The following is a 13,961-nucleotide window of genomic DNA, read 5'->3' as shown; positions in this document are numbered from 1 at the left end:
GACGCGGAGCCTGCCTTGCAGGCATAATGGTAAAAAATCGATTAAAGGGAATGGGTAGATGCATGGGTATAGAGCAGCTTCTTGAGAAGGCCGCCACCTATCTGAAAGAGAATGATTTGCAGAGGATTCGGGAGGCCTATGAATTCGCGGATGAAGCCCATCATGGCCAAGTGCGCAAATCGGGGGAGCCCTATATTCTGCATCCACTCGCTGTTGCAGATATATTGGTGAATATGCAGATGGATGTCACTTCCGTGATAGCAGCGCTTCTGCATGATGTTGTTGAAGATACAACAGTTTCACTGGAAACTGTTCTAGATAAATTCGGGAAAACTTGCGCGATGCTCGTAGATGGCTTGACGAAGCTTGAACGTATTAAGTTCAAGTCCAAAGAAGAGCAGCAGAACGAGAATTACCGCAAAATGTTTGTTGCGATGGCACAGGATATTCGCGTTATATTGATTAAACTGGCGGATCGTCTGCACAATATGCGTACGTTGAAGTACCAATCCGAAGAGAGCCAGCGGCGCATTGCGGAAGAGACTCTGGAGATTTTCTGTCCGATTGCTCATCGACTCGGTATTTCTACGATTAAATGGGAGATGGAGGATATTGCCCTCCGTTATTTGAATCCGCAGCAGTATTATCGGATCGTTAATCTCATGCAGAAGAAGCGAACCGAGCGTGAACAGTATATTGAGGACGTAATTCACAGTATTAAAGAGAAGTTAGATGAGATGGGCATTCAGGGAGATATTTCCGGAAGACCTAAACATTTATATAGTATTTATAAGAAAATGAGTTCTCGCGGCAAGCAATTCAATGAGATTTACGATCTCATGGCGCTTCGCGTTATTGTTGATGGCATCAAGGACTGCTATGCTTCTTTGGGTATTATTCATACTTTGTGGAAGCCAATGCCTGGACGGTTCAAAGATTATATTGCGATGCCGAAGCCGAATATGTATCAGTCTTTGCACACAACGGTGATTGGCCCTAAGGGAGAGCCGTTAGAGGTACAGATTCGTACATGGGAGATGCACAGGACTTCGGAGTTCGGTATCGCCGCGCACTGGGCCTACAAAGAAGGAGGTTCAGTTGTACCTTCGGAAACCTTTGAGGACAAAATGAGCTGGTTCCGTGAAATTCTGGAGCTTCAGCACGAAACAAATGACGCGTCCGAATTTATGGAATCCATGAAGATGGATTTTTTCTCAGACCTTGTTTTCGTCTTTACGCCAAAAGGGGAGGTCATCGAGCTTCCTGCAGGATCTGTGCCTCTGGATTTTGCTTATCGCATTCATACTGAAGTCGGTAATCGCACAATTGGTGCCAAAGTAAACTCCCGTATTGTTCCCTTGGACCACAAGCTGAAAACAGGAGATATTATTGAAATTCTGACCTCTAAGCATTCTTACGGACCTAGTCAGGATTGGGTTAAAATCGCGCAATCATCTCATGCTCGCAGCAAAATCAAGCAGTGGTTTAAGAAAGAGAAACGCGAAGAGAACGTCGAAAAAGGGAAAGACATGATTGAGCGCGAGCTCAAACGATTGGCGATCGATCCTCCGACACTAATGAGCGACGATAAACTGCTCGAAGCCGCGAAGAAATTCAATTTCAACGATATTGAAGATATGCTTTCGGCCGTCGGATTTGGCGGTATTACTGCTGCACAAATCTGTACGAAGTTAACGGAGAAGCTGCGTAAGGAAGCGGAAGAGGCTCAGGCGCTGCAGCTTACCAGCGAGGTCAAAGAGGTCAAATCACAAACGGCTACTGAGCGGAAGAGCCGCCCTACGAACGGTGTGCGTGTCAAAGGCGTCGACAACCTGCTTGTGCGCTTTGCCCGCTGTTGTAATCCGGTGCCAGGTGATTTGATCATAGGTTACATTACAAGAGGTCGTGGAGTGTCTGTTCACCGTTCTGATTGTACGAATATTCCGACGAGTATGGGTGAAGAGGAACGGGTTATTGAAGTAGATTGGGCTGAAGCCGTTGAATCCAATTTCAATGTCGAAATTGAGATCACTGGGCATGACCGCCGTGGATTCTTAAACGAAGTGCTTCAAGCTGTTTCAGAAAGCAAAACAATGATTTCAGCTGTGTCCGGACGTTCGGATAAAAACAAGATGGCAACGATCCATATGACGATTTTAATTAAAAATATTGATCATTTGCAGTTTGTTGTTGAGAGAATAAAACGTGTCAAAGATGTATATTCCGTACAGCGGATTATGCAAAGCTAACCGATGCTTATGTAATTAAGGAGATTCAGAAGGCTATGAGAGTAGTTATTCAACGATGTAAGCGTGCCGAAGTAACTGTTGGCGGTACCTCCATTGGTCGTATTGAAAAGGGTCTGCTGCTTTTAGTTGGCATTACCCATGAGGATACCGAGCAGGATGCGAAGTATTTGGCGGATAAGATTTCGGGGCTGCGTATTTTTGAAGATGAAACCGGCAAAATGAATCTTTCTGTCTTGGAGACAGGAGGACAAATTTTATCTGTTTCGCAGTTTACTTTGTATGGCGATTGCCGCAAAGGGAAGCGGCCCAACTTCATGTCAGCGGCAAGACCCGAGCTTGCAGAGACGCTTTATGATAAATTGAATGAGCTGCTGCGTTCCCAAGGCTTACAAGTGGAAACTGGCGCATTTGGTGAAATGATGGATGTTTCCTTGACGAATTGTGGACCTGTGACATTGATTATCGACAGTAAATAAAACTTGCTGCGGTATAGGAAAAGGATAATAAGCTAACTGACTGGATATACTACTTTTGTATATACTTGCAGTTAGGAGCAACCAGATGCGTCAATCAATTAAACACAAAGCCATGACGGCACCGGAGCAGCAACTGCTCCATACCACTCTTGCTGAGCGAATGAGTCAAGCTCCAGCGCTTGCTGATGTTGAAATTAGTGCTGAATTTACATCTGAACAAGAAAAGATGAAGAGCATTCCGAAAAAATCATATCGTTAACCATAAGGCCTCACGTGCTGTTTACTCAGCCATGTGAGGCTTTATTTGTTCATTCGACACTATTTCTCTACATCTTCAAAATGTGGTAAACTAACAAGTGATGTTTTTGGCTAGTAATTAATTCAACTGCTAAAGGAAGCTTATCAAACCTTAACCGGTAAGCAGCGTGAAAAGCAGGAGACAAGGTGGGTGCTTTCGTTCTATGGCAAATTCGAATCGTGACACTTCCTCATCCAAAGGTTGGCTTTGGTTGATGGGGACTTTGATTGTACTCGCGGTGCTAGCGACAGCGGCATCCTTGTATTATCAATATAAACACCATGCACATGGTGGACATAGCTTAGCCAAGCAAGAAATTGAAGAAGTGAAGTCCGTGAAGAAAGCGAGAGAGGTTTACGATGTCATTGTAGTGGGGACGGATCCGGAGGGGGTTGCAGCGGCCGTTTCTGCTGCTCGTAATGGATTGACTACACTGCTCGTTGATGGGCGGAATCGTGAGATTCTGGGGGGGCTAATGACCCTCGGATGGATTAACTCTATTGATATGAATTATTCCTCTAATAAAAATATTCTGGGGAAAGACGATGTATTTAATAAAGGATTTTTCTCCGAATGGTATGCCAAAATTGAAGGTGATTCGTTCGATGTCAATACAGCTGCGAATGCTTTCTATGAGCTAGTTAAAAAGGAAAAAAATATTGACGTACTGCTTAAAACTAAAAAGATAGAACCAATTCTGCTGCAAGGTAAAAATGTGGTACAGGGTGCTACAATCACACTTGAGAACGGCAGCACGCAAGTGGTGAAAGCCTCCTCTGTGATCGATGCGACACAAGATGGAGATTTCGCAGCGGCAGCAGGTGTTCCATTTACAATAGGGCATGAAGATATAGGTGACCCGAAATCAAAAATGGCCGTTACACTAGCTTTTCGTCTTAAAAATGTAACGCCAGAAGTGTGGAATCTGATGGCCAAAAGATTGAATGGCGACAACGATAGCGGTTCCGGTGTCAATGAAGTGAGTGTTTACGGATATAAAGAAATGAGTAATTATCCGCCTCTTAACAAAGAAAGAGCCAAGATGAGAGGGCTCAACATGGGTAGAGAAAATGATAATACGGTACTTATTAATTCCTTGCAAATTTTTGGTGTGGATACGTTCGATCCGAAATCCGTTCAAGAAGCATTTGAGATTGGTAAAAAGGAACTGCCAAATGTCGTAGCTTATATGCAAAAGTCGTTCCCCGAATTTGCAAGCCTCGAGCTTGCTGGCACAGCGCCAGAGCTTTATGTAAGGGAAACACGCCATATGCAAGGGGAATACCGATTGAACATTATCGATGTTTGTACGAACAATGATCAATGGGACCGCATTGGTTTTGGCTCATATCCTGTAGATATTCAAAGGACAGCTCCCACGGACTCAGGTAACGTAGTTTGTAAACCGAAGCAGTATGCCATTCCTTTCCGAAGCCTCGTACCGCAAAAGGTGGATGGATTACTTGTTGTTGGCAGAGCGGCTAGTTATGATACACTACCACATGGAAGTGCACGAGTCATCCCAACAGGAATGGCTGAAGGTGAAGCAGCAGGGGCTGCCGCCATGTTCGCTAAAAAGGAGAAGCTGACGTTCCGCCAAATAGCTGCATCCAAAGAAGTTGTTTCAAAGCTGCAAGAGCAGTTGAATAAACAAGGCATGGAGATACAGCCCATCACACTTAAACCTCAACCATTTATGGAACACAAAGAGTATGAGGGCTTGAAATCAGCTCTTCTGCTAGGCTTAGCTTCAGGGGCTTATGATAACAATTTCCACTTGGACGACCCAGCTAATCCAAAGCGGATGGTCAATCTCGTGAGCGGAGCGAAGAAGATGAAACCTGAAGCCTTCAGTGGTGATGTAACACAGGCTATTGCGAAGCTGGAAAACGCAGATAAAATACCTCTGTCACTTGAACAAGCAAGCTTCACGATTACTCAAGCGCTAGGGCTGAAAGCTGCAGCTAACGAGGCGCAGGCCAAGTTAGTCGAGAATAAACTGCTGACAGAAGCTTCTTTGAACCTAATTGCTGACAAGCAAAAGTTAACGAATGCTGACACGTATTTGCTAATTAAAGATTTAAAAATTGGAGTAACAGGCAAGCCATAGAACAACAAATAAGAGCCTTATTGCCGCACATGGATGTGGCGGTAAGGCTCTTAACTTTTAGCCAGAATGGGAATGTTTTGTTGGCGTTTACATTCTTTAGTCAGCTTCCGCAGCATCCTCTTCTGCTTGGGTAGATTCTTCCGACTCTTCTTCGGCTGCTTCTTCACTCTCTACCTCGGCTTCCTCCTCAGATTCGACGACCTCCTCATCGACTGCTTCTTCTTCCGCTTCCACAGCTTCATCAGACTCTTCAATGGCCTCTTCTTCGGCTGCTTCTTCGTCTACTTCTTCTTGAACTTCTGCTTCGGTTTCGGATTCTTCAGAGAAGAGCACCACTAGATCCTGCCGTTCCTCTTGAAACTCGTTTTGTATTGTCATTGTTACAGCCTCCTGGTGATAAATTCAAGGCCATCTGCCTTGTTGTACATCTATATGTGAAAATTGCTTGAATATACGAGGAGAAATAAATGAAAATGAATGAAAATGCGGAAAAATCGCTGTAATGAAATTGTAATTTAATTATCATATCTCTTTAATGAAGTGGGGATATAATAAGAGTCGACCCCCTTTAAAATATATATTTATTTGAGGCCTGCAGCCTTTGTGCTGCAGGCTATTTTCTTGCATAAAAAACCGCCACAGCATTGGCTTGACGGCTTTGTTTCTTTTTTATTTCAAAATATCCTAGGGTTATATTCAAAACCATTGTAAGTTACATAAAAACCATTGTTGGTGTGAACTTTAAGGATAACTATTAACTATTCTTTAAATATATATTTTGTTTAACTACTTACTTAATGTTAGTATATTACTACTAAGTACTTACTTTTATCAAGCGACTATGGTAAAATTGCTGATAAGGAGATGATTTATATGGAAGACTATCAACTGTGCCCAAAATTCGAGACCGCATTTGAACTTCTCGGAAAGCGATGGACAGGTCTTATCGTTCATGTCTTGCTATCTGGACCGAAGCGTTTCAAAGACATATCAGTACTTATCCCAAGTATGAGTGATCGCATGCTTTCGGAGAGATTCAAAGAGCTCGAGGCTGCAGAAATCATTATCCGTCATGTCTACCCGGAAACTCCGGTTCGGATCGAATACGAATTGACCCCCAAAGGAAAAGGTCTTAAGCCTGTTATGGATGAGTTGCAAAAGTGGGCGGACTTACATTAAATAATATATAGAGATGTAGGTGTTTAGACTCCTATCTCTTGACTTTACTTCTGCCAATGTTTACAATAAACAAAAATGTAATTTTGATACTTTTGTGATTCGTTGAAGGGAAAAAGTAAGTCGCCCCCACATAAGCAGAGAAGGAAGTCTAGGCTGCAAGCTTCCTATGATGAGCGAACGAAAAGACCTCCCTGAGGACCGGTTGGGAACCGCTTATCGACATGTGTCGACAGGCCTAGTAGCAGCTGTGCGTATAGCGGGCGTTAACCGTAAAGAGCAGAAATCTGTTTCGTTGCTTCTGGCAAGTGATTCAGTATTTCTGAATGTGGGTGGTACCACGGGTGATTTTGTTAATCAAATCTCTCGTCCCTGACGTTAGTCGGGGGTGGGGGATTTTTTTGTTGTATGTGTATGAACGATAGATAAAAGGAGGTTGAACACATGAGTATTCAAAAGCCAAAAGGAACACAGGATCTTCTTCCCGGCGAGGTGGAGAAGTGGCAGTACCTCGAGAGCAAGGCAAGAGACCTGTGCCAAAGATTTAATTACAAAGAAATCCGTACGCCAATTTTCGAAGAGACCGAGCTGTATATTAGAGGCGTCGGAGAAACGACAGATATTGTGGGAAAAGAAATGTACACCTTCCTCGATAAAGGGGATCGCAGCATGACGCTTCGTCCTGAGGGGACCGCGGGTGTAGTTAGGGCTTATGTTGAGAATAAGCTTTACGGCATACCTGATCTCACGAAGCTGTATTACGTTGGACCGATGTTTCGCTATGAACAGCCACAAGCTGGGAGATACCGTCAATTCCATCAGTTCGGTATTGAGGCCTTTGGATCCGTTGATCCTAGCATTGACGCTGAAGTGATTGCGCTTGGTTATACGTTCTATAAGGAGATTGGTCTTAAGGAAGTAACCGTTGAAATTAACTCTGTCGGAACACCATCGGTTAGAACGGTTTACCGTGAAAAACTGCAGGAGTTCTTCGCACCTGTGAAAGAAAAGCTTTGCAAAGATTGTCAGTCCCGTTATGATCGTAATCCAATGCGTATTCTTGATTGCAAAGTGGATCAAAAGTATGGCGAAGGCGCTCCTGAAATTCTTGCGTATTTAGATGAAGAATGTACATCACACTTTGTACGGGTTCAAGAGCATTTAACAGCGATGGGGATTCCATTTCGGATTAATCCTCGCCTCGTACGCGGACTTGATTATTACACGCATACAGCTTTTGAGTACAAAGCAGCCGGGATTGGCGCTATTGATACGATTGGCGGAGGCGGACGTTACAATGGTTTAGTCGAGCAAATCGGCGGTCATGGTAACGATCAGCCGGGTGTCGGCTTGGGGCTTGGGCTCGAGCGAATTCTACTTGTGCTGCAGGCACAGGGTGTCGAAATTCCTAAGCCGGAACCACTGGATGTGTACTTGATCGGTTTAGGTGAGGCGGCGGAGAAAGAAGTTACGAAGCTGCTGCACCAGCTTAGAATACAAGGTCTCAAAGCGGAGAAGGACTACCAAGGTCGCAAGATGAAGGCGCAAATGAAATCAGCAGACCGCTTCCAGGCGACATATGTGGCGATCCTCGGAGATGACGAATTGGTACGCGGCGAAATTACGCTGAAAAAAATGGACACAGGCAGTCAACTGACAGTAAGTTTAGCGGATCTTGCCTCGAACGCTGCAAAAACACTATTCGAATAGAGAGCTTTAGGAACTATAACAAAAAGGACTTTGAGCAACGCTCATAGATCCCAAAGCGGAGAGACTTTGAGCCTACGCTCAAAAATCCCAAAGCGGAGAGACTTAGAGCCTACGCTCAAAGATCCCAAAGCGGAGAGACTTTAAGCCTACGCTCAAAGATCCCTATATTAGGAGGAAAAATAATTATGATGCTCAAAACACATCATTGCGGGCAGCTTACGAAAGCCCAGGTAGGACAGACAGTAACATTAAACGGGTGGGTGCAAAGAAGACGTGACTTAGGTGGCGTTTTATTCATCGATCTTCGTGACCGCAGCGGGCTTGTACAGACGGTATTTAACCCCGATTTCTCAGGTAATGCTCTAGCCATTGCTGAACGTGCCCGTAATGAATACGTGCTTGCGGTTAAAGGGAAAGTTGTAGAACGTGATGCTGAGACTGTTAACAATAATATACCGACAGGTGAAATCGAAATCCAAGTGACGGAAATTGAAATCATGAACGCAGCCAAAACACCACCGTTTTTCATTGAAGACGGCGTTGAAGTGGATGAAGCTGTCCGTTTGAAATATCGTTATCTCGACTTGCGCCGTCCCGAAATGCAAAAAACTTTAATGCTTCGCTCCAAAGCATCCAAAGTTTTCCGCAATTTCTTAGACGACCAAGGATTTGTTGAAGTAGAAACGCCGATTTTGACGAAAAGCACACCGGAAGGCGCTCGCGATTACTTGGTGCCAAGCCGTGTGCATCCAGGCGAATTTTTCGCACTGCCGCAATCCCCACAAATCTTTAAACAATTGTTGATGGTTGGTGGCTTAGAGCGTTATTTCCAAATCGCGCGTTGTTTCCGTGATGAAGATCTTCGTGCAGACCGTCAACCTGAATTTACACAAGTCGACATTGAGACTTCCTTCATCTCCCAGGATCAACTGCTTGAGATATTGGAAGAGCTCGTAGTCAAATTAATGCAAGAAACAGCTGAAGTTGAAATCCCTCGTCCATTCCAACGCATTACGTACGCAGATGCCATGGCTAAATATGGTTCAGATAAGCCAGACCTTCGTTTTGGATTGGAATTGGAGGATGTTTCAGATATCGTCCAAACCTCAGGTGTTCAAGTGTTTGCAAGTGTAGTCAGTGGCGGGGGCCAAGTAAAGGCCTTGAACGCTAAAGGCTGCGGCACATGGAGCCGTAAAGAAATTGATGACCTACTGCCATTCGCGGCGCGCTATGGTGCCAAAGGTTTAGCTTGGATTCAAGTGAAAGACGGCGAATTCAAAGGGCCTATCGTGAAATTCTTCAATGAAGCAGAAATTGCAGCCCTAACAGAACGTTTGGGTGCAGAAGACGGGGATTTACTTCTTTTCTCCGCTGATAAGAAAAAAGTTGTTGCCGATGTACTTGGTAACCTTCGTCTAAAAATCGGTCGTCAGCTTGGACTTATTGATGACTCCAAGTTCAAATATGCTTGGGTTGTAGATTTCCCACTTCTCGGGTATGACGAAGAGGCGAAACGTTATGTTGCTGAACATCATCCGTTTACTCGTCCTAATGAAGAAGATGTTCATTTCTTTGATACAGACCCAGGTCAGATTCGTGCTCAAGCTTACGATCTCGTTTTGAATGGCTATGAAGTAGGCGGCGGCTCGATGCGTATTTACCAACGTGATGTACAGGAGAAAATGTTTGGTGCGCTGGGCTTCTCCAAAGAAGAAGCTGCTGAGAAATTCGGCTTCTTACTTGAAGCCTTTGAATATGGAACACCTCCGCACGGCGGCTTCGCCTTTGGTTTCGACCGTTTGGTGATGTTGATAACAGGACGTACCAATTTGAGAGAAACGATTGCATTCCCGAAGACAGCAAGCGCAACCGACTTGTTGAGCGATGCACCTGGTATTGTAGACGACAAACAGCTTGAACAGCTGTCGATTCGCTTAGCACTTAAGCAGCCTGCTGCTAAAGCCTAAGAACATTGAAAGAGGAAGTGTTTCTATGCTTCACCAATTTTCTCGAACGGAACTAGCAATTGGCCCTGAGGGGCTTGAAATCATGAAAAACAGTACGGTTGCCGTATTAGGTATCGGCGGTGTAGGTGCTATCGCTGCTGAAGCCTTAGCTCGAACTGGGGTTGGAAGGCTTATTCTGATCGACAAGGATGTTGTTGATATCACGAATATTAACCGTCAGATTCACGCGCTTACGACGACAGTTGGTCAACCTAAGGCTGATCTGATGCGAGATCGAATTAAATTAATTAATCCGGAATGTGATGTGATCGCCCTCCGGATGTTTTACACAGAGGAAACGTACGAGGAAGTTTTCGCATATCCAATTGATTACGTGTTGGACGCGAGTGATACCATTTCCTATAAAATTCATCTGATTAAGCAGTGTTTGGAGCGGAAGATTCCTATCGTTTCCAGCATGGGTGCAGCAAACAAAATGGATCCGTCTCAATTCAAAGTAGCTGATATTTCAAAAACGAGCATGGATCCTATTGCACGTGTTGTGCGCCAAAAGCTGCGTAAGGAAGGAATCAAGAAAGGCGTAAAGGTCGTATTCTCGACCGAAGAGCCAATGAAACCCCGCGAGGACGTAACGCAACAAATCGTGCCTGCAAATGCGCCTGAAATTCGCAAGGCGAAGCAACCGCCAGCGAGCAATGCTTTCGTTCCTCCTGTGGCTGGACTGATCATGGTGAGTGTTGCAGTGAAAGAGCTGCTTGAGATTGGTTTGAAGAAGAAGTAAGAATGAACGGATGCCTGTGGGCATCCGTTTTTTCGTGTTTCGTTGTAAAGACCTCGCGCCGACCGCAGTCCAGGTCCCAATCTGAAAACTGCCTACGCCCCTGTTTAACTAAGAAAAGAGCAAGAACAAGATTAAACCCAGACCAGACCAGACCAGACCAGACCAGATCAGACCAGAGCAGACCAGACCAGACCAGACCAGACCAGAGTAGACCCCGACTCAACCCAACCCAACCCAACCCAACCCAACCCAACCCAACCCAACCCAACCCAACCCAACCCAACCCAACCCCAATACCCCCTTACAAGTAGTTACTGTATTTAATACATCAAATTTATATATATAGCCCTATTTTCTTAGCTGATCCTGCATAAAGTGCAGCAAAATCAAGGATTTTTCTCGATTTGACCTAGATCAGCGATAATTTACTGTAGAAAATGCATTACTTTGAGTGAAAAGGTGCCTTTCTCAACTATTTTGCTGTACAAAATACATGTTTTGGAATGATACTACTCCTAATCCACCAACCGGCTTCCTTCGAAAAGATATCTTCTTACAAAACATGACATGATTTCCGATGAGAGTTATAATAAAGCATATGGCTTTCAACGCAAAGCAAAGGATAACTAACTTATGGATTTGTTTACATATGCCTCTTCACAAGAACCAACGGGAAAACTCCTAGCTGACCGTATGCGGCCAACAACACTCGATGAGTATATTGGTCAGGAGCAAATTGTCGGAAAAGGGAAGCTGCTTAGGCGAGCTATTGAAGCCGATCAGGTGAGCTCTATATTGCTCTATGGACCTCCGGGAACAGGTAAAACGACATTGGCCAACATCATTGCAAACCGAACACAGGGTGAGTTCATGAAGTTGAACGCCGTAGATGCGTCTGTCAAAGATGTGCGAGAAATTATTGAGTTAGCTAAGACCAATAAAGCCATGTACGGTCGTAAGACGATCTTGTTCCTGGACGAGGTGCACCGATTCAATACCTCGCGGCAGGATGCCCTCCTTCCTGCGGTAGAGCAGGGCATCCTCATCTTCATCGGGGCGACGACAGAGAACCCGTTTCACCATGTGAACGGGGCTCTGCTGTCGCGCTCGACGCTGTTTCAGCTTGAGCCGCTCACGGCGGAGCATGCGCTCATCGCCATGCGAAGAGCCATCGCCGACCCCGTGAAGGGGCTCGGCTTTATGCGCCTCCACGTGGACGAGGAGGCGCTGGAGCACATCGCGCGGATGGCCGTTGGCGACATCCGGCGTTCACTTAACGCGCTGGAGCTTGCAGCGCTGACGACTTCACCTGAACCGGATGGGACGGTTCAGATCACGCTCGAGGTGGCGGAAGAGTCGGTCCGGCGCCCGATCGTGAAAGCGGACGAGTCGACGCAATACGACGTCTTGTCCGCTTTTCACAAGAGCTTGCGCGGCTCCAGTGACGCCGCGCTGTTCTGGTTCTTATATGCCGTCGAGAAGCTCGGCATGGATCCCATGACGTTCCTGCGGCGTCTAATCGTCGCAAGCAGCGAAGACATTGGTCTTGCCAACCCGCAGGCGATGGTGCAGTCTGTGACGGCCATGGACGCCTACCATAAGATTGGCTGGCCGGAGTCGAAGTACATCATTTCCCAGGCAATTTTATTCGCTGTGGAGAGTCCGAAGTCGAATTCTATTCCGATAGCGATCTCCCGTGCCGAGCAGTTGATGGAGCAGGTGAAATCTGCAGACGTCCCACTGCATCTGCGAGATACTCACTATAAGGGTGCCGAGCAGCTTGGGCATAAAGGCTATCTATATCCACATAATTATCCAGGTCATTTTGTGCGGCAGCAATATTTGCCCGACGAAATCAAAAATGAAGTTATCTTTGCGGCAAGTGAACAGGGAACGGAAGAGAAGATGAAGCTCAATCAGCATAAAAGAAGAGGGAAGCCTACAGATTCATAACATCTGTAAGTTCCCTCTTTTTTCTTGTTCCATATCAATGGTGAAAACTCTCTCTGAGATGGGATCGTACCGAATAGATACGATAAGCGGAAATTCGACACCATTCTTTTTCACCCAAAAACGAAACTGTTGCTGAGCAACACCTGGTGCTACATCAGCACGTCCTAAATACTTGTAATCTAGTAATGTGTATACTTTGCCCGCCTCATGAAAGGCAAGACGACTCCATTTGGCATATTCGGGATCACGCTCTTGATAACTTGCCAATACTTCTTTTGTGCTTGCCTCGATGGTGGATTGTACACTTCCATACCAACCTAGTCCTATAATGAGAAGTACGGCTGAGATTTTACCCATTCGCTCACACCTTTCGCAATTATCGTTTGCGTACAGGGTAGCCTGCATACTCGAAAGGCAAGAGGTAATTTCTGCAACCAAAAAGTACATAGATAGATAACTGGATAAACAAAATAGGAGCCCCAAAAGCTCCTATTATTTATCATTATTAACTAAACTACAATTTAAAAACCTTCCCCAGATAAACACCCGCGGCAGAGCTGTAACATTCTTGGAGATGATCTCTAAACTGACTTTTCGCTTCCGGAGTTGGAAGTGTATTCGTCTTAATCCCATGAAGCTCCATCCAATGCCCGGCGGTCATATAGCAGGTGCTGTTCCAGCCATTCTTGGTGCCATTAGCATTCAAACGCTCACTAATCCCTGCAATGACGATATCCGTTTTGCTTTGTAGTTCAATGAGTGAGCGGTCGAATTCACTTTTCGACTCTTTTGCTTTCATCCCAACCTTTGCCCGAAGCTCTTTCACATCAATCCCTTCGTTATCCTCAACCGCTTGATAGAGCTCGACAGCTGATTTGGGAAGCTGACCATCCTCATAACGTTCTTCTACGGAATAAGGTTCTTCTAACAGGTTCTTAATCAAGGGAAAGAGCTCAGCGGAAATCAACAGGGGCTTCTTTGCAAAAAAACGACCATAAGCGGCAACGCCGTCACCTGGGAGACGATCTCGCCATAACCAGGGATCTGTCTCTAAGCCAGTATGCCATTGTTCATGTTCGGTTATGGATTCAAGCGAAGGATGATCCGGTATGAACGAAGAGAGAGGAAGAATACCGACCTCTTTCACGATCTTCTTAACATCTTCGTAAGCAGCAGCTTTCAAAGTAACTTCATTCACTTTAACCAAAAATTATCATCCTTCCTTGATCCATATACGTTAA

At 45.3% G+C, this 13,961-nt stretch carries 13 protein-coding genes; 10 read left to right on the top strand and 3 right to left on the bottom strand.

The features are described 5' to 3' along the window. Window positions 1–62: 62 nt before the first annotated feature. The 4 genes from BLT91_RS09710 (at window position 63) to BLT91_RS09700 (ending at window position 5,133) form a co-directional block, all read left to right on the top strand. Window positions 63–2,249, top strand: coding sequence for a RelA/SpoT family protein (locus BLT91_RS09710; RefSeq protein ID WP_090820190.1), 2,187 nt, complete (start codon window positions 63–65; stop codon window positions 2,247–2,249). Window positions 2,250–2,284: 35 nt separating this feature from the next. Beyond that, complete coding sequence (gene dtd, locus BLT91_RS09705; protein ID WP_090820187.1) at window positions 2,285–2,725, top strand: D-aminoacyl-tRNA deacylase; 441 nt, start codon at window positions 2,285–2,287, stop codon at window positions 2,723–2,725. A gap of 85 nt (window positions 2,726–2,810) precedes the next feature. Continuing rightward, window positions 2,811–2,984 (top strand): hypothetical protein, encoded by a 174-nt coding sequence (locus tag BLT91_RS31445; RefSeq protein ID WP_175532206.1) that lies wholly within the window; start codon window positions 2,811–2,813, stop codon window positions 2,982–2,984. A 202-nt stretch (window positions 2,985–3,186) separates the two neighbouring features. Then, window positions 3,187–5,133: an FAD-dependent oxidoreductase gene (locus BLT91_RS09700; protein ID WP_090820185.1), complete on the top strand. Its 1,947-nt coding sequence runs from the start codon at window positions 3,187–3,189 to the stop codon at window positions 5,131–5,133. Window positions 5,134–5,229: 96 nt separating this feature from the next. On the opposite strand, the gene BLT91_RS09695 is transcribed toward BLT91_RS09700, so the two are convergent. Beyond that, a complete protein-coding gene (locus tag BLT91_RS09695; protein ID WP_090820183.1) occupies window positions 5,230–5,511 on the bottom strand; it encodes a hypothetical protein in 282 nt (93 codons plus the stop codon). A gap of 495 nt (window positions 5,512–6,006) precedes the next feature. Here BLT91_RS09695 and BLT91_RS09690 point away from each other — a divergent pair, with 495 nt between their 5' ends. The 6 genes from BLT91_RS09690 to BLT91_RS09665 all read left to right on the top strand — a co-directional run bounded on the left by BLT91_RS09690 (window position 6,007) and on the right by BLT91_RS09665 (window position 12,720). After that, on the top strand, window positions 6,007–6,312 hold the full coding sequence (locus tag BLT91_RS09690) for a winged helix-turn-helix transcriptional regulator (RefSeq protein WP_090820180.1): 306 nt from the start codon (window positions 6,007–6,009) through the stop codon (window positions 6,310–6,312). Window positions 6,313–6,478: 166 nt separating this feature from the next. Next, the gene (locus BLT91_RS09685) at window positions 6,479–6,685 is read left to right on the top strand and encodes a hypothetical protein (protein ID WP_141224967.1); all 207 of its coding nucleotides are present in this window, start codon (window positions 6,479–6,481) and stop codon (window positions 6,683–6,685) included. Between the two features lie 68 nt (window positions 6,686–6,753). Then, the gene (hisS, locus tag BLT91_RS09680; RefSeq protein WP_090820176.1) at window positions 6,754–8,019 is read left to right on the top strand and encodes a histidine--tRNA ligase; all 1,266 of its coding nucleotides are present in this window, start codon (window positions 6,754–6,756) and stop codon (window positions 8,017–8,019) included. Window positions 8,020–8,204: 185 nt separating this feature from the next. Next, a complete protein-coding gene (gene aspS / locus BLT91_RS09675) occupies window positions 8,205–9,986 on the top strand; it encodes an aspartate--tRNA ligase (RefSeq protein WP_090820173.1) in 1,782 nt (593 codons plus the stop codon). A 25-nt stretch (window positions 9,987–10,011) separates the two neighbouring features. After that, on the top strand, window positions 10,012–10,767 hold the full coding sequence (locus BLT91_RS09670) for a tRNA threonylcarbamoyladenosine dehydratase (protein ID WP_090820171.1): 756 nt from the start codon (window positions 10,012–10,014) through the stop codon (window positions 10,765–10,767). Window positions 10,768–11,400: 633 nt separating this feature from the next. After that, complete coding sequence (locus BLT91_RS09665; RefSeq protein ID WP_090820169.1) at window positions 11,401–12,720, top strand: replication-associated recombination protein A; 1,320 nt, start codon at window positions 11,401–11,403, stop codon at window positions 12,718–12,720. On the opposite strand, the gene BLT91_RS09660 is transcribed toward BLT91_RS09665, so the two are convergent. Together BLT91_RS09660 and BLT91_RS09655 are read right to left on the bottom strand one after the other, a co-directional pair. Then, window positions 12,715–13,077: a DUF3889 domain-containing protein gene (locus tag BLT91_RS09660; RefSeq protein ID WP_175532205.1), complete on the bottom strand. Its 363-nt coding sequence runs from the start codon at window positions 13,075–13,077 to the stop codon at window positions 12,715–12,717. The genes BLT91_RS09665 and BLT91_RS09660 overlap by 6 nt on opposite strands. A gap of 157 nt (window positions 13,078–13,234) precedes the next feature. Then, window positions 13,235–13,927, bottom strand: coding sequence for an AlkZ-related protein (locus BLT91_RS09655; protein WP_090820165.1), 693 nt, complete (start codon window positions 13,925–13,927; stop codon window positions 13,235–13,237). Window positions 13,928–13,961: the final 34 nt, after the last annotated feature.

It is taken from the genome of Paenibacillus sp. yr247 (assembly GCF_900103825.1).
Lineage (GTDB): Bacteria > Bacillota > Bacilli > Paenibacillales > NBRC-103111 > Paenibacillus_E.
Note: the sequence above shows the minus strand (reverse complement) of the source record. Positions and strands in the feature narration are given on the sequence as shown.